Origin of the sequence: Chryseobacterium urinae (genome assembly GCF_030518295.1) — a bacterium.
Lineage (GTDB): Bacteria > Bacteroidota > Bacteroidia > Flavobacteriales > Weeksellaceae > Chryseobacterium > Chryseobacterium mucoviscidosis.
In genome coordinates this window covers 1-15,788 of record NZ_JAULSJ010000018.1, presented here as the reverse complement: position 1 = coordinate 15,788, position 15,788 = coordinate 1, and the positions used below count along the sequence as shown (strand labels likewise).

Annotated in this window: 11 protein-coding genes; 8 read left to right on the top strand and 3 right to left on the bottom strand. The window is 36.6% G+C overall.

Annotation, left to right across the window (positions count from 1 at the left end; translation table 11 throughout):
• Positions 1-43: 43 nt before the first annotated feature.
• Complete coding sequence (locus tag QWT87_RS12490) at positions 44-1,750, bottom strand: beta strand repeat-containing protein (RefSeq protein ID WP_302716353.1); 1,707 nt, start codon at positions 1,748-1,750, stop codon at positions 44-46.
• 230 nt (positions 1,751-1,980) lie between these two features.
• Between QWT87_RS12490 and lysS the strand changes: the two genes are divergently transcribed.
• The 3 genes from lysS to QWT87_RS12475 all read left to right on the top strand — a co-directional run bounded on the left by lysS (position 1,981) and on the right by QWT87_RS12475 (position 5,416).
• Positions 1,981-3,678, top strand: a complete 1,698-nt coding sequence (gene lysS, locus QWT87_RS12485; RefSeq protein WP_302716352.1) for a lysine--tRNA ligase — start codon at positions 1,981-1,983, stop codon at positions 3,676-3,678.
• A 107-nt stretch (positions 3,679-3,785) separates the two neighbouring features.
• A complete protein-coding gene (locus QWT87_RS12480; RefSeq protein ID WP_302716351.1) occupies positions 3,786-4,526 on the top strand; it encodes a hypothetical protein in 741 nt (246 codons plus the stop codon).
• A 122-nt stretch (positions 4,527-4,648) separates the two neighbouring features.
• Complete coding sequence (locus tag QWT87_RS12475) at positions 4,649-5,416, top strand: OmpA family protein (RefSeq protein WP_302716350.1); 768 nt, start codon at positions 4,649-4,651, stop codon at positions 5,414-5,416.
• Between the two features lie 53 nt (positions 5,417-5,469).
• On the opposite strand, the gene QWT87_RS12470 is transcribed toward QWT87_RS12475, so the two are convergent.
• Entirely contained in the window at positions 5,470-6,474 is a 1,005-nt protein-coding gene (locus tag QWT87_RS12470; protein ID WP_302716349.1) for a cytochrome d ubiquinol oxidase subunit II, read from the bottom strand.
• Positions 6,471-7,814: a cytochrome ubiquinol oxidase subunit I gene (locus QWT87_RS12465; protein WP_302716348.1), complete on the bottom strand. Its 1,344-nt coding sequence runs from the start codon at positions 7,812-7,814 to the stop codon at positions 6,471-6,473. Before QWT87_RS12465 ends, QWT87_RS12470 begins: the two co-directional genes overlap by 4 nt.
• A 232-nt stretch (positions 7,815-8,046) precedes the next feature.
• Between QWT87_RS12465 and gyrB the strand changes: the two genes are divergently transcribed.
• The 5 genes from gyrB (at position 8,047) to QWT87_RS12440 (ending at position 15,741) form a co-directional block, all read left to right on the top strand.
• Positions 8,047-9,981: a DNA topoisomerase (ATP-hydrolyzing) subunit B gene (gene gyrB, locus QWT87_RS12460; protein ID WP_087710974.1), complete on the top strand. Its 1,935-nt coding sequence runs from the start codon at positions 8,047-8,049 to the stop codon at positions 9,979-9,981.
• Positions 9,982-10,117: 136 nt separating this feature from the next.
• Entirely contained in the window at positions 10,118-12,010 is a 1,893-nt protein-coding gene (locus QWT87_RS12455; RefSeq protein ID WP_302716347.1) for a DUF3857 domain-containing protein, read from the top strand.
• 1 nt (position 12,011) lies between these two features.
• The gene (locus QWT87_RS12450; protein WP_302716346.1) at positions 12,012-13,946 is read left to right on the top strand and encodes a transglutaminase-like domain-containing protein; all 1,935 of its coding nucleotides are present in this window, start codon (positions 12,012-12,014) and stop codon (positions 13,944-13,946) included.
• A gap of 78 nt (positions 13,947-14,024) precedes the next feature.
• Entirely contained in the window at positions 14,025-14,846 is an 822-nt protein-coding gene (locus QWT87_RS12445; RefSeq protein WP_302716345.1) for an RsiV family protein, read from the top strand.
• 43 nt (positions 14,847-14,889) lie between these two features.
• Positions 14,890-15,741, top strand: coding sequence for a diacylglycerol/lipid kinase family protein (locus QWT87_RS12440; protein ID WP_302716344.1), 852 nt, complete (start codon positions 14,890-14,892; stop codon positions 15,739-15,741).
• The last annotated feature ends 47 nt before the right edge of the window (positions 15,742-15,788 follow it).

Genomic DNA, 15,788 nt, shown 5'->3' with positions numbered 1-15,788 from the left:
ATTTGTAAGACGTTTATGAATTATTGTGTTTTAGAATCGTATTTTAGAAATAATCTGCTTTCACATACAAATTGTCGTTTCCTGTACCGTATGTAGCACGAACCGACTGTCCACTCGAACATCCCGTTAATGCAAAAATATCAAGTCTGTAAGTTCCCGCAGGCAAACTCAGCATAGGATTGGAAGCAGACTGATAATTTCCGGTAACATTTGTTGTAGCACCGGTTAAAGAATTGACGTGTGAAACGGATGATAGTCCCATATTATCCTGAATAATTGTTGCGCCTGTAGAATCTGAAATCCTGATCCAGCTAATTGAAATACGCGGAGAACCATCTGTAATTACTCCTCCTGCAGCATTGGCAAATGACGTGGAGACCGATGAAAATATAGAAACAATGGCAGGTCTTGCTAAAGTAAATGTGGTATTATAAACAGACTGTGTTGCCGTTCCGATGGCTGAAGCTGTCGCTGTCGCATTAAGCACAACGGGAGAAGCATTAGGAATAACATTCGTATTGAAAATCAGCATTTCTGAGGCTTTACCCTGATAAATATCTCCTGTTGCGGTATCCAGTATTAAAGGAACCGTTGTGGTAGGACTTCCTGTTGCAATTGCCTGTAAGTTGCTTACTCTGATAGGAGCTGTTGCTGCATTCACTTCAAGTCTTCTTGCAGGAGTACTAGTTCCTATCCCGATATTTCCTGCCGGAGCAGCAAGAGTTCCGGTCATTCCTGTTCCGAAAATTGCATTCCCGATATTCATCTGGTTACTTGTGGTTGCAGACTGGATCTGTGTATTGTTTCCAATCGCGATATTGGTGCTGCCTGTTGTAATATTGGTTCCTGCAGAAGCTCCCAAGATTAAGTTGTTGCTTCCCGTGGTTAATCCCGAACCGGCGATGCTTCCCAAAACAGTATTGCTTGCTCCGGTTGTTAAAGATACACCGCCCGCCGTATCTCCCAGAAGAACATTATTAGATCCGGAACTGATTGCGGTTCCGGTATTAACACCAATAGCTATATTTGAATTTCCTCCATTATTAGAAATTAAAGCATTGTCACCGATGGCAATATTTCTCTGTATGGAAGCTGCTGTTGTACTGGATAAAGCATTTCCGCCAATAGCGATGTTGGTAGATCCTGTTGTGATCCCCCGTCCTGTATTTAAACCAATTCCGACATTTCTAGCCCCTGTTGTCACTGTATTTAAGGAAGTCGATCCGAATGCGGTGTTTCCGGTTCCGGTCACAGCGATGGGAATGGAATTATTTCCAAAAGATGTATTGGTTGTTCCCAAAATTCCGGACTGGATATTATTTCTTTTGAAGATAATATCCTGATTGTCTGTGGTTCCCATAAAGTTGGTTCCGGATGCTGTTCCGGAGTTTCCTGTAAGTCCCCAATTCTGCGCATTAACTGCCGAAGGAGTAGTAAGTCTCTGCCAAACCCCTCCTTCAAAATAATAATAACCAGTAGTTGTGATATTGACAGCCTGTCCTGTGGCGGATCCCGTTGCAATATCATTTACATAAATAAGTGTACCGGAAGGAACGGAAGTCATATTCAGGGCTCTTTCGCGATCCAGACGTGGAGCGAGAAGTCCGTCTACAGTAGTTGAGGTTCCTGTAGCATTTTTCGCAACAACGTCAAATGTAGCTGTAGGAGTAGTTGTATTTATCCCTACTTGTGCTTTAGTAATTGCTCCCATTGATAAAAGGGAGGATAATAGGATAATCCTTTTTTTCATAAGCTAACTATTTTATGATTAGTGGTAAACCAAAGATAATAAATAAAACTCATTTATAATTCATCATATAGTGATTATTAATATTTAATTTAAATTAATCGTTTAAATATAGTTTTATAAGAATTATTTACATTAATGATAAAGTATTATGGTATAAAATATTTACCTTAAGTTTAAGGTGAAATTTTGTAAATAATCACTAAATTTGTACGCTTTTAGAAAAATAAGAAATGCAATTATCAGAACAAGAAATCATTAGAAGAGAAAAGCTGAATAAGCTTGTTGAAATGGGGATTAATGCATTCCCGGCGGATGAATACATCATTACAGATACTACAGAATCTATAAAACAGGATTTCGCAGAAAGTAAACAGGTGAAGATCGCGGGAAGACTGATGTCGCGAAGAATTCAGGGGAAAGCTTCTTTTGCTGAATTGCAGGATTCTACAGGAAGAATTCAGGTGTATTTTAACAGGGATGAGATCTGTACAGGAGAAGATAAAACGTTATACAATGAAGTGTACAAACATCTTTTGGATATCGGAGACATTATCGGAATTGAAGGTGAGCTGTTTACAACACAGGTAGGAGAGAAGACGGTTTTGGTGAAAAATTTCACCCTGTTAACGAAATCTCTAAGACCGCTTCCACAGGCAAAAACCGATGAAAACGGTGTTGTTCACGATGCATTTAATGATCCGGAACTAAGATACAGACAGCGTTATGTAGATTTAACCGTAAATCCTCAGATTAAGGAAGTTTTCGTAAAAAGAACAAAATTGTTCAATGCAATGAGAACATTCTTTAATGATGCAGGCTATTTTGAGGTGGAAACTCCGATCTTACAGGCGATTCCGGGAGGAGCTGCAGCAAGACCTTTCATTACGCATCACAATGCTTTGGATATTCCTTTATATTTAAGAATTGCCAACGAATTATATCTTAAAAGATTAATCGTAGGTGGTTTTGACGGGGTTTACGAATTCTCCAAAAACTTCAGAAATGAAGGAATGGACAGAACCCACAATCCGGAATTTACTGCAATGGAAATCTATGTAGCATACAAAGACTACAACTGGATGATGGATTTCACAGAGAAATTATTAGAATTCTGTGCTATTCAGGTGAATGGAACAACAAAAGCTACTTTCGGAGAATATGAAGTGGATTTCAAAGCGCCTTACCAGAGAATTTCTATGACGGATGCAATTCTGAAATTTACAGGATTCGATATTACCGGAAAAACAGAACAGGAATTATTCGATTTTGCAAAATCTATCGGAATTGATGTGAATGAAACGATGGGTAAAGGAAAATTAATTGATGAAATTTTTGGTGAAAAATGCGAAGGAAACTTTATTCAGCCAACTTTCATTACAGATTATCCGATCGAAATGTCACCGCTTACGAAAAAACACAGAAGTAAAGAAGGCTTAACCGAGCGTTTCGAGCTGATGGTTTGCGGAAAAGAAATCGCAAATGCTTATTCTGAGCTTAATGATCCGATTGACCAGAGAGAGCGTTTTGAAGAGCAGTTAAAATTATCCGAAAAAGGAGATGATGAGGCAGGACAGTTTATCGATGAAGATTTCTTAAGAGCGCTGGAATACGGAATGCCCCCAACTTCCGGTTTAGGAATCGGAATGGACAGATTAATTATGTTCCTTACGAATAATGCATCCATTCAGGAAGTTTTATTCTTCCCTCAGATGAGACCTGAAAAAGCAGTTCCTCAAATTGAACTGGGTGAAGATGAAAAGGTTATTCTTGAAATATTGAAATCCGGAGAACAAATTGCTTTAAATGAAGTAAAGGAACAATCTAAACTTTCCGGTAAAAAATGGGATAAGGCTTCCAAAACTTTAACTAAAAATAATTTGGTGAAAGTGGAAAAAATAGACGAGAATGTTTTGATGAAACTGGTTTAAGATTTTATCAGTTCTAAATATAAAGGTTATCTTCGGATGACCTTTTTTTATTTCTTACTTAGTAATAATTTGTATATTCGAAAACTTTTAACCATACAATTAATTAAATGTCCAATAAAATTAAAATTCATCAGGCGATATCTGTTTATTCTGAACATGAAGAAAATGCCAAAACTTCAGCTTTTTTGAGTAAAGGACAGATCGTAGAATTCAATCGTGAAAAAAGGAGAAACGGGATCAACTGGATGGAAATCTATATTGAAGGTAAAAAAGCGTATATCAAAAAGGATTTTTCGAAAATATTCATCATGAAAAATGCTAAGCTTTCAGACGAGTCCTGCAGTATCTTATTTTTTGAGCCTAAAAAAGAAGGGTATCCGGAGTTTGAGGATATATTTGCCCCGTTTCAGAATGAGAGTAACAGTTTAGAAGAGATACAGGTCAGAAGGGTTTATGAGAGCGGAAAAAAAGAGAAACTCATAAGATTGTTTTATGATAAAGACGTTGCCGATGTTCATAAAAAAATTCTGGCTAAGAAGGATTCTCTCATAATTTCCGGAGAAAGAAGAAGCTTTATGGAGGTGTTGTATGGTAAAAAAGCAGGATACGTGCTTTCTGATATTTCTTATGATGAGCCTAAAGATTGGTGGATGATGCCTTTGATAATCACAATTATGATCATAGTGACCATCGGGATTTTTGCGGCAATACTTTCTACAGGCTGGATTGTCGTAGGACCAATATTATTGATTCCCGGATTTATCATTGCAGCTATTGCTATTGTTTTCATGCAAATTGTTATAGCAATACTGAGTGCGATTTTTAAAAGTATCAGAAAAAGACTGTGAAAATCTTTCTACTTTGTAGCAGACTATAATCCCACATTTTCCGTTGTCTATAAAACTTAAAATTGATGAAGGTCTTTTTTTTATTTTTACTTTTTTTCTTCTTTGTTAAAATTGATTCTCAGATGCTTAGTTCGGTTTATTTTGAGTACAACAGTTCTAAACTGACGAAAGAGTCACAAAGAAAACTTGACAGTCTGGCGCAACTTAGATATAATCTGAAATTCAGAATTTTTGGAAATTGTGATATTTCCGGAACTTCGGAATACAATAAAAAGCTGTCTGAAAATCGTGCTAATGCGGTTAATCAATATTTACAGTCAAAAATCGGAAATAATATCAAACTGGAAAGTGTGGTAGGATTGGGAAAAGAAAAACCCATCAATGACAACAGTACCGAAGAATTGCGCGGTAAAAACAGAAGGGTAGATGTATTTATCGATCGGGTGATGATTGCCGGAGAAATACATTCCGGGAAAACCTTTGAGAGCTTTTTCAGCAAAAAAGTTTCAGAAATGAAAATCGGAGAAACTTTTTCTTTGCCGAATGTTAATTTTATCGGAGGTCGCCACGTATGGCTGCCAAAAGGAAATAGTGTATTGATGCAGTTAGCGGAAATTTTAAAAAATAATCCAACAATCGAAGTAGAATTGCAGGGACATATCTGCTGTGATTATGACAATTTCGATGGTGAAGATTTAGATTTGAAAACATTTAACCTATCTTGGACTAGAGCCAATGCCATCAAAGAATTTCTGGAAAAACAGGGAATTGCTTCCACGCGCATCAAAGCAACCGGAATGGGACATCTCAATCCTGTTGTTTATCCCGAAAGAAAGGAAGAGGATTTCATGAAGAACAGAAGGGTGGAAATTGTTTTGCTTAAAAAATAGATTACAAGGTTTCGGCGCAGCAAAGCTGCGCCGAAACTATTATACTTATAAAATTATCTTCTCAGTTTACTGAATGAAGCCATCAGATAAAACAAAAACGGAAGGATGAAAACAGAGCCGAGCATTAACGCCCATCCCAAAGCCGAAATTGTTTTTGGCGCTGCAACGTTGTCTAATAAAGAAAGATGCTCTCCGTTTGCAAACAGAATAATATTCGGATTGTGCTGATAAGTAGCGGCAACCAGAATCATAATCACCTGAAATCCTGCTAAAGCTCTTACAGGTAAAAGTTTACGGCGATTCATTGCTCTCAGAATCAAAAAGAGACAGATGGTAGCAAAAACCGTTGCCATAATTCCCAAAGGTTTTGAGAAAACCCACATCAGTAAAGGAATATCGGAAAAATAAGCTGTGATAAAAACCAGAAGCCCTGCGATAACAACAAAGACCATGGTCTGTTTGGATTTTCTAATCATCATACCCAGTTCAAAACGGTCGGAAGTCTCTCTCAAAGCAAAAACGGAAGCAAGATATGCACAGATGGAAACGGTAAATAACCCGACTGCAACACCAAACCAGTTCAGCCAACTGAAAATATATAAATCTAAAAAATTGGTCGCCTCCGGATTAATGGAATGGGAGATCGTTGCTGCAGCCGTTAATCCCAGAAAAAAAGGAGTCAGTAAACTCGCAAAATAAAAAATCTGTGTGTAAATACGTTGCCAACTGTCTTCCACCGCATCATAATGCCGGAACGTAAATGCTGTCCCGCGTGCAATAATTCCCACCAGCATTAAAACCAAAGGAATATGAAGGTACGTGGAAAGCGTGGTGTAAACCTCCGGAAAACCGACAAAAAGAATAACAATGGCAATAATCAGCCACATATGATTGGCTTCCCAAACCGGAGCAATAGAAGTGTACATCAAAGTCTGCGTTTTGGGTCTGTTCTTTTTTCTGGTGAACTGTTCCACAATTCCCGCTCCGAAATCGGCTCCGCCTAAAATAACATACAGACATATCGATAGCCAGAGAAATCCTATAACAACGTAAATCATGACTTCTTATTTTTAGAGTTAAACTGAGGATCGGTAGGATCGTATAATTTGGGAACCATTTTAATCTGTCTTGTTAAAAGGAAAATAATAACCAAAGAGAGTGACGCGAAAATCGCAGTAAAAAAGTAAAAAGAATACTGAATTCCCGGCATTGGTGTCACGGCATCGGCTGTTTTCATAATTCCGTAGATAATCCACGGCTGTCTTCCCACTTCAGTTACTGTCCATCCCGCTTCCAGAGCAATATATCCGAAAGGAGTCGCATATAAAAATGTTTTCAGGAGCCAGTTTCTGGAAAGCCATTCTTTCCTGAAAAATGTTGCATACAGAAAAACGCTTCCAATAATAATCATCACAACACCAAAGAAAATCATGATCTGAAAAGCATAATGCACAACCGCAATCGGAGGCCATTCTTCTTTTGGAAAATCTTTCAGTCCTTTTACTTCCGCGTTAAAATCATTAGCCACTAAAAAACTCAGAACTTTCGGAATTTTTACGGCATATTTTATCTCTTCTTTTTTCTCATCCGGAATTCCGCCAATCACAAATGAGGCTCCTTTTTCCGTTTCAAAATGGGCTTCCATGGCAGCTAATTTTATAGGTTGTCTTTCTGCAACGGATTTTGCCGCAACATCACCACTTAAGGGAGCTCCGAATGCTCCGATCAAAGCAAATCCTGCTGCAATTCTAAAGGCTTTGGTATGAAATTCAACATTTTTTTTCTTTAGAATTAAAAAAGCATGAACTCCTGCAACGGCAAATCCAGTCGCACAAAACGCTGCAACCGTCATGTGTAACGCCTGAGGAAACCACGCTTCATTGAACATGGCTTTAATAGGATCTATATTTAAATATTGTCCGTTCACATAATCGAATCCTGCCGGAGAATTCATCCACGCATTTGCGGCAACCACTAAAATTCCCGAAGCTAAACCGCTTAATCCTACCAAAAATCCGCAGAACCAATGAAACCATTTATTAAATCTGTCCCATCCGTAAAGAAAAAATCCGATTGCGATGGCTTCAATAAAAAATGCAGTTCCTTCCAGTGAAAAAGGCATTCCGAAGATGGGTCCTGCGTGTTTCATAAATTCAGGCCACAGAAGTCCCAGTTCAAAAGAAAGCATCGTTCCGGAAACAGCTCCGGTCGCAAAAAGGATTGCTACACCCTTGCTCCATGCTTTTGTGAGACCTTTATAAACTTCGTTTTTTGTTTTTAAGTATTTCCAGTGTGCAAAAGCCATAAGAAAAGGCATAACCATACCTACACAGGAAAAAATAATGTGAAAGCCGAGTGACATTGCCATCTGTGCACGAGCTGCAAGAAAGTCGTCCATAAACCATTCATTTTGAGTAAATAAATTTACGGATAAATTATAGATCGTCATTATGATTTACAACAGTATTTGTTTGAGAAATAGGTTTTAACTTTGATATTTTTTAAGAGAAAATAATCTTTGCTTTTTGTGGAAAAATCAATACTTTTTTGACACTTTTTAACTTTCATACCTCGAAAAAAATCACGATATTTGTAAGTCTTTGCATTTAGCAGGATTTTTTAATATTTATATGAGTCAGAAACAATATACAGCTAGTAGTATTCAGGCATTGGAAGGAATGGAACACGTGCGTATGCGTCCTTCAATGTACATTGGTGATGTGGGAGTAAGAGGTCTCCATCATTTGGTTTATGAAGTAGTAGATAACTCTATCGACGAAGCGTTGGCAGGATACTGCGACACAATCTTTGTCAGCATTAAAGAAGGAAACGGGATCGAGGTTAGTGATAACGGTAGAGGTATTCCTGTGGATTTCCACGAAAAAGAACAAAAATCCGCTCTTGAGGTTGTAATGACGAAAATCGGGGCAGGAGGTAAGTTTGATAAAGATTCTTATAAAGTTTCCGGAGGTCTTCACGGAGTTGGGGTATCGTGTGTAAACGCACTTTCCAACGAAATGGTAACGACAGTTTACAGAGACGGAAACGTTTATCAGCAGATATATTCAAGAGGTAAAGCTCAGACGGGCGTTGAGGAAATAGGACACAGCGATCAGAGAGGAACAAAACAGTTCTTCCAGCCGGATGATTCTATCTTTACAGAACTGGTGTATAATTATGATACATTAGCAAGCCGTTTAAGAGAGCTTTCTTATTTAAATAAAGGAATTACCATTACCCTTACCGACGAAAGAGAAAAACTGGAAGACGGTTCTTTCAGATCAGAAGTTTTCCATTCTGAAGGTGGTCTAAAGGAGTTCGTTGCTTTTATCGACGGAAACCGTGAGTCGATCATGGAAAATGTAATTTTCATGGAAGGTGAAAGAGACGATATTCCTGTGGAAGTGGCAATGCGTTACAATACTTCATTTAATGAGAATCTTCACTCCTACGTTAACAATATTAACACTCACGAAGGAGGAACTCACTTAGCAGGTTTCAGACGTGCTTTAACGAGAACCTTAAAGAAATATGCGGATGATTTAGGAATTCCTCAAAAAGAAAAAGTAGAAATTACAGGAGACGATTTCCGTGAAGGACTTACGGCTGTAGTTTCTGTAAAAGTAATGGAACCTCAGTTTGAAGGACAGACCAAAACAAAATTAGGAAACTCTGAAGTTTCGGGGGCTGTTGATAAAATTGTTGGGGAAATGCTGACTAACTTTTTAGAAGAAAATCCCAACGAAGCAAAAATTATCGTTCAGAAAGTAGTCTTAGCTGCAAAAGCAAGACAGGCTGCGAAAAAAGCCCGTGAAATGGTTCAGAGAAAATCTCCGATGGGAGGTTCCGGGCTTCCCGGGAAATTATCCGACTGTTCTTCAAAAGATCCGGCAGAATCAGAAATTTTCTTAGTTGAGGGAGATTCCGCGGGTGGAACGGCAAAACAGGGACGTGACAGATTCTTTCAGGCAATTCTTCCGTTAAGAGGTAAAATTCTGAATGTTGAGAAATCAATGCTTCATAAAGTATATGATAATGAAGAGATTAAAAATATATATACCGCTTTAGGAGTTTCCGTTGGTACGGAAGAAGACAGCAAAGCGTTGAATATGGCGAAGCTAAGATATCATAAAATCGTTATCATGACCGATGCCGATATCGATGGTTCTCACATCTCAACGTTGATCTTAACCTTCTTCTTCAGATACATGAAAGAACTGATTGAGAACGGCTATATTTATATTGCTCAGCCGCCTTTATATTTATTGAAAAAAGGAAACAAAAAAGTATATGCTTATAACGAAAAAGAGCGTGAAGAATTTACTTTGGAAATGTCTCCGGATGGAAAAGGCGTTGAAGTTCAGCGTTATAAAGGTCTTGGAGAGATGAATCCTGAACAGCTTTGGGAAACCACTCTGAATCCTGAACACAGAATTCTGAAGCAGGTAACCATCGACAATGCAGTAGAAGCTGACAGTGTATTTTCTATGTTGATGGGAGATGAGGTTCCGCCAAGAAGAGAATTTATAGAGAAGAATGCTAAATATGCGAAAATTGATGCATAATTGAATTCAAAAAATACGATTATAAAAGACTTCAGCAATGGAGTCTTTTTTTATTTACCTTATAAAATCTTCAAAACAATAAAAAAAAATTTTGTCAGTTATAAGATTTCATTATTTTTGCTAAATTTTAATAACCATGATGAAAATACTTTGTATTGGAGCGCTTTCGATGGCTTCTTTTTACTACTCACAAAATTTTCCGGTTTCTGCTATTCCTGAGAATCTGAAGAAAAATGCAGATGCGGTAATCAGGAAAGATTTCACAACCATTCAGATCAATAAAATAGATGATATCAGATATCAGTATTACACGGTGACCACTGTTTTAAATAAAGACGGCGATTCCGATGCGCAGATTTATATTCCTTATGAAAAAGGCAATAGTATTTCAGACGTCAAGGTGAATATTTACGATGAATCCGGAAAAAAGATCAAATCATTTTCGAAATCAGATTTTGGAGATTTTGCCAATAATAATCAAGGAACTTTTTATTCGGATAACAGAGTGATGGCTTTATCTTATACTCCTACGCAATATCCTTACACCGTGGAATTTTCTTATCAGATTGGTGATGACAATACGGTTTTTCTGCCGGATTTTATTCCTTTCAGATCAACTAATATTTCACTGGAAGAATCGCAGATGAAGATCATCAATAAATCCGGTATTGAACTTAAAACAAAAACATATCCTTCGCTTTATAACTATACTTCAGTTACAGAAAGCGATAATGCAGGAGAAAAAATATATTCTTATAAAAATGTTCCGGCTATTGATGATGCCTTTTTACTTCCCCAACCGATAAAAATTTTGCCAAAAGTAAGTTTTGCGTTAACGAAATTCAATCTTGAAGGAAAACAGGGGAATATAAACAACTGGGGTGAGTTCGGATCTTGGTATTACAACAGCATTTTACAGCCGGTTTCTTTATCAACGCCTGCAATCAAAGCGGAAGTCGCAGCATTGAATTTACAGGGAACAACCGAAGAAAAGGTAAAAAAACTGTATCAGTATATGCAGAGCAAGACAAGGTATATTTTTGTAGCCTTGGGAATCGGCGGTTGGCAGCCGATGCTTCCGGATGAGGTTCAGAAAAAAGGATATGGTGACTGCAAGGGATTAACGAATTACATGAAAACTTTACTGGATGAAGCCGGAATTCCGTCTTATTATTCGGTGATCAATTCCGGTTCCTCTCCGGTTTCGTTTGATAAAGATTTTCCCAAAATGGGAGGAAACCATGTTATTCTGATGGTTCCTGCAGAAAAAGGAAATATCTGGCTGGAAAATACATCTCAGCAAATAGCTTTTAATCATCTAAGTTACGGAACCACAGAAAGAAATGTGCTTTCCATCAGAAAAAACGGAATTGAATTAATTGATACTCCGGTTTATGCGGCAGACCAAAGCAAAGAAAAACAGCTTTTAAAAATAAAGCTTAATGAAGACAACAGTATTTCCGGCGAAGGTAATTTTGCGTACACGGGAATTCAGTATGATAACAATCTAGTTCTGGCAACAATGTCACCAAAAGAAAGAAACGAAGCCATAAAAAATCTTCTGGATGTTCTTCATTTTGAAAAGATTGAAATGAAAAATTTCCTGAACGATAAAGACAATGCCGTTGCAAAATTTGATCTTGATTTTAAAGCCAATAATTATTCTAAAAACGCAGGAAGCAGCATCATTTTCAGAGCAGTACCTATTTATTCAAACAATGTTTACAAAACAGACGAAAACAGGGAATTGCCTTTTGAATTAAGACAGTCTTTTCAGGATGAATACGAAATCAACTTTGCGCTTCCTAAAAACTATAAAATAGAAGAACTTCCTGAGAATGTAACCTTAAATTCAGAATTCGGAAGCTATCAGTTAAGCTTTGTAAAAAATGGCGAAGAACTGAAAGTCAGCCGAACCATAAGAATTAATAAAGGACTTTATCCTAAAGAAAAGTATAACGATTACGTTAATTTCCGAAAAAAAACCATTAACATCGACAACTCAAAAATTTTAATTTCTAAAATTTAACATGAAAAAAATATTTTTTACAGTTTTTTGCTCTGCAAATTTAATTTTCGTTTCTGCTCAGAAACATGACTTTCTGCATTATCCAAAATTCAATGAAAATGACTTATCAAAACAAAAATCATCTTTAGATGGAAATGCTCCGGCCGAGATTTTATATAAATCTTTGCATTTTACTGTTGATCATAGTTCAGGAAATCTTATCAAGACTGTTTTTTACAGAGTTAAGATTTATGATAAAGATAAGTCAGAAGATTGGTTAAACCTTGAAATTCCTCTTTACCAAAATGGAAGTGAACAAGAAACTATTTCCAAGATAAAAGCATTTACTTACAATTTGGAAAACGGTACTTCCATAGCTACGAAAGTTGATAAAAGTTCAAAATACAAAAGTAAGGAAAGTAAAAACTATTCAGTTACCAAATTTGCTTTTCCTAATGTAAAAAATGGGTCGATTATTGAATATTATTATGAAATAAACTCACCATACCTTTTTAGTGTTCCTGAGATTATGATAGAAACAGATACTCCATCTATATATACTGAATATGTTTTAGATAGTCCGTTAAATATTGCTTATAACGTAAATTATACAGGTTTTCTATTGCCAAAATATAAAGAAGTTGAAGAAAGAATGATGTATGGAACGAGTTACAGAACATATCGCTTCGGATATGAAAATGTAAAAGGTTTTAAGACGGAGAAATTTGTAAATAACGACCGGAATTACAGAACAAAAATAGGAGCAGAACTTCATTCAACAAGCTTCAGAGAGCTTAAGTTATATTCATCATCTTGGGAGCAGATTAAAGACAGATTATATGAAAATGAATATTTCGGAGGAGAATTAAAGAAGACAAGACTGGCAAAAGACAATATGCCTGCAAATATTTCAGGTATTTCAGGAGAGATAGAAAAAGCCAATGCAGTTTTTAACTATGTAAAAAATACTTTTACATGGAACAAAGACAGAGGGATTTATACAGAAGACGGTATCAAAAAAATGCTGGAAACAAAAACCGGAAATGCGGCAGAAATCAATCTTTTTCTGGTCATGATGCTTCGTGAAGCCGGAATTAAAGCAGATCCGCTTACGATTTCTACGGTGAGCAACGGTTTTATTAATATCGCTTCACCCAATGTTTCCAACATGAATTTTGTAATTGCTGCCGTTCAGACAAAAGATGGCTTTCATTTGTATGATGCCACTTCAAAGCAGTCTTCGATCGATCAGTTACCGCCAAGAGACTGGAACCAGTTCGGAATTTTAATGAATAAAGATAAAGTTCAGCAGTTATCCATGATCAATGCGAAAACAAGTTTTACCTATCTTACGGCGGAGGCAAAAATTAATGCAGACGGAAGCATTTCGGGAACCTATTCCGATAAAGACACAGGAACGTATGCTATTTTTGCAAAAGAGAGCTATGACGATAATGCAGAGAAATACAAAAAGCAGTATAAAGATAATTTTGCGATAGACTTTACCAATATCGATTCAAAAGTACATGAAAACGGTGATTTTGAAAGTACCATGAAGTTCTCTTCCGAGAATTTAATCGACAGGATCGGAAAAAAAATGATTATCAATCCTATGTTGTTTTTAAATAAAAACTCAAACGAATTCGATCAGACCGAAGAAAGAAAATACCTTATCGATTTTACTTCGCCGTTCACAAGAATTAAGAAAATAGTTTTGGAAATTCCGGAAGGATATGCCATTGAAGAAATGCCGAAAAACAAAAAAATTGTAACAGACGATAAAGAAATCGAATACAGTTATATTGCTGAGCAAAAAGGAAACAAGATCGAAGTAATTTCCACCACCAAAGTTAAGAGTCCGAATTATGAGAAAGAATATTATCCGGCTTTTAAACAGATTTGGGGAGTGGCTTCCAAACAGGAAAACCAGGTCATCAGTCTTGTAAAAAAACAGTAATTAAATTTTTTTTCAAAAATAATCTCAAACCATTCATTTTTTGAATGGTTTTTGCATTGAAGAAGGAAAATCAGAATTATGAAAAATACCATTGCTGTCTTGGCACTTTCTTCTTTCTTTATTTTTTCTGCCTGTAAAAAGACGGAAAGCAATAATATAAATGAAACAGAAGCTGCAGCTCCCGAAATGTTTACAGTAGATTCCGTGAAAATCAGCGATTCAACTAAGCTTAGCGATTCTTTAACCGTTAAATATACTTCCAAAATGTTGCTGTTCCCGACAGTTAAGGATAAAAAATTATTAGACAGCATTTATTTTACAGAAAAAAATATTGGCGATTTTTCCAGAGAAGGATTGCTGAATTATCTTCAGAAAAGCAAAAACGAATATTTTAATAACATCAGAAAAGATTCAAAAGACTGGATTTCAGATATTTCATTCTCTCAGGAATGGTATTCGGATACAGCAATGAAAGTAAAATCCAATACCAATGATTATCTCCAGATAGAATACTTTTGGGCTTCTTATGAAGGAGGTGCACACGATAATTATGGTTATTCCGAAAGAGTTTTTGATTTAAAAAACAATAAAAAGCTTGAATTAAAAGACATTACTTCCATGCCGAAAGAAAAGCTGGAAGCTCTTTTAATGAAAAACATCAACAAAACCAACAGCGGAGCAACAGACGAGAAGGGAGACGTTAATAATTCTGAAATGCTTCTGGTAGATAAAATTCCGGCGACGGAAAATTTTTATTTCGATGACAAAAACCTGTATTTCCATTACAGTCCGTACGAAATTACAGCTTTTGCAGCAGGAGATATTATAATCCCTGTTTCTTGGACAGAGCTTAAAGGAACTCTTACTCCAGAATTTATGAAAAGAATGAAAATTAAATAACAATCATGCTTCCACATCGGGAGCATTTTTTATTTTTGCACTAATGGAAAAAGTCGCTTTCATCATCAATCCTTTTTCGGCGAAAAAAAATTATCAGCCGTTTCTCAACGAACTGAAAGCAAAGGTGAAAGATCCTTTGTATTACATCTCCGAATCTATTCCCGGAACCGATCAGTTTATTCAGGATCATTTTAACACCGTGGATATTTTTGTAGCCATCGGAGGCGACGGAACCATTTCTACCGTAGCCAGAAACCTCATTGATACAGAAAAAATTCTGGCGATTTTTCCGGCAGGTTCCGGAAACGGATTTTCCAACGAAACCCAGTTCAGCAAAAATCTGGACGAACTTCTGGAAAAGATCAGAACCAAAAATTCCAGAAAGATTGATACGTTCACTGTAAATGAAAGACTTTCCATTAATGTTTCCGGGACCGGATTCGACGGTAAAGTCGTAAAGGAATTTGAAAAAACCACAAGAGGATTTAAAAATTATATCAAAGTCTCTTTTAAAACCTTTTTCAGCTACAAGCCAATCAAGCTTAAGTTTTTTGACGAAAAATACAAGCAGTACAACGGGAAATATTTAATGGTGAACATCGCCAACACAAGACAGTTTGGAAACAACGCTTATATTGCACCTCATGCAAGTAAAAGTGATGGTTTGGTGGATATGGTTCTCGTTAAAAAATTCCCCTTCTTCTATTCCATGCTTTTTGCGTTCAGAATGTTTACCAAAAAACTGAAACAGGACGATTATGTTACCTATTTGCCTGTTTCCGAAATAGAATTTAAGGTGAATACCAAAAACTGGCATCTCGACGGAGAGTTCAACAAAATAAAATCTCCGGTTCATGTAAAAGTTCAGCCTTCGAGCTTAAGGATTTTAATCTAAAAACCGTCATTCCGGTAAAAAAGAAATTGTTATCTATTTAATTTTAG

What these genes read in the sequence shown, in the direction of transcription:
- QWT87_RS12490 (WP_302716353.1), bottom strand. Translation starts at nt 1,750, where the DNA reads ATGAAAAAAAGGATTATCCTATTATCCTCCCTTTTATCAATGGGAGCA.
- lysS (WP_302716352.1), top strand. Translation starts at nt 1,981, where the DNA reads ATGCAATTATCAGAACAAGAAATCATTAGAAGAGAAAAGCTGAATAAG.
- QWT87_RS12480 (WP_302716351.1), top strand. Translation starts at nt 3,786, where the DNA reads ATGTCCAATAAAATTAAAATTCATCAGGCGATATCTGTTTATTCTGAA.
- QWT87_RS12475 (WP_302716350.1), top strand. Translation starts at nt 4,649, where the DNA reads ATGCTTAGTTCGGTTTATTTTGAGTACAACAGTTCTAAACTGACGAAA.
- QWT87_RS12470 (WP_302716349.1), bottom strand. Translation starts at nt 6,474, where the DNA reads ATGATTTACGTTGTTATAGGATTTCTCTGGCTATCGATATGTCTGTAT.
- QWT87_RS12465 (WP_302716348.1), bottom strand. Translation starts at nt 7,814, where the DNA reads ATGGACGACTTTCTTGCAGCTCGTGCACAGATGGCAATGTCACTCGGC.
- gyrB (WP_087710974.1), top strand. Translation starts at nt 8,047, where the DNA reads ATGAGTCAGAAACAATATACAGCTAGTAGTATTCAGGCATTGGAAGGA.
- QWT87_RS12455 (WP_302716347.1), top strand. Translation starts at nt 10,118, where the DNA reads ATGATGAAAATACTTTGTATTGGAGCGCTTTCGATGGCTTCTTTTTAC.
- QWT87_RS12450 (WP_302716346.1), top strand. Translation starts at nt 12,012, where the DNA reads ATGAAAAAAATATTTTTTACAGTTTTTTGCTCTGCAAATTTAATTTTC.
- QWT87_RS12445 (WP_302716345.1), top strand. Translation starts at nt 14,025, where the DNA reads ATGAAAAATACCATTGCTGTCTTGGCACTTTCTTCTTTCTTTATTTTT.
- QWT87_RS12440 (WP_302716344.1), top strand. Translation starts at nt 14,890, where the DNA reads ATGGAAAAAGTCGCTTTCATCATCAATCCTTTTTCGGCGAAAAAAAAT.